General features: G+C 65.8%; 1 protein-coding gene. It reads right to left on the reverse strand.

The window, feature by feature from the left end; genetic code table 11:
• A partial coding sequence (locus DIE12_RS37780) for a hydrolase (protein ID WP_148092742.1) occupies nucleotides 1-566 on the reverse strand: 566 nt, incomplete at its 3' end.
• Between the last annotated feature and the right edge of the window lie 4 nt (nucleotides 567-570).

Raw genomic sequence — 570 nt, forward strand, 5'->3', positions numbered from 1 at the left:
ACGGTTGCGCTGCGCGCCCAGTCGCGCTGCAGTTCGCAGAACAGCTGCGCGACGCTGATCATCTGGCCGCCGGCCTGCTCGATGCGGCGCAGCGCGGCTTCGTGCGCGGCGACCGACGTGCCGCCGACTGCGTCGACGACCACATAGACTTCGTAGCCGGCCTTCAGCGCGTCGAGCGCGGGGAAGGTCAGGCACGCTTCGGTCCACAGCGCGGTCATGATCAGTTTCTTGCGGCCGGTGGCCTCGACGGCCTTGCGGAACTCGACGTCTTCCCACGAGTTGATGCTGGTGCGGTCGTAGGTCGGATAGCCTTCGAGCGCGGCGCGCAGCTGCGGGATCGGCGGCTTGTTCAGGCCGGTCTTCACGTTGACGGTCGAGTGGACGATCGGCAGGTCGTACGCGACCGCGGCCTTCGATGCGCCGACGATGTTGTTGATCAGCAGCTGGCGATCCATCGATGCAATCGAGTTCACCTGGACCGGCTGGTAGTCGATGACGATGAACGCCGCGTTCTGCGGGGTGAGCAGGTGGTCGTTCGCGGGATCGCGAATCGGTTCGCTTGCCATGGTT

The organism is Burkholderia sp. Bp9015 (genome assembly GCF_003853505.1).
Classification (GTDB): Bacteria; Pseudomonadota; Gammaproteobacteria; order Burkholderiales; family Burkholderiaceae; genus Burkholderia.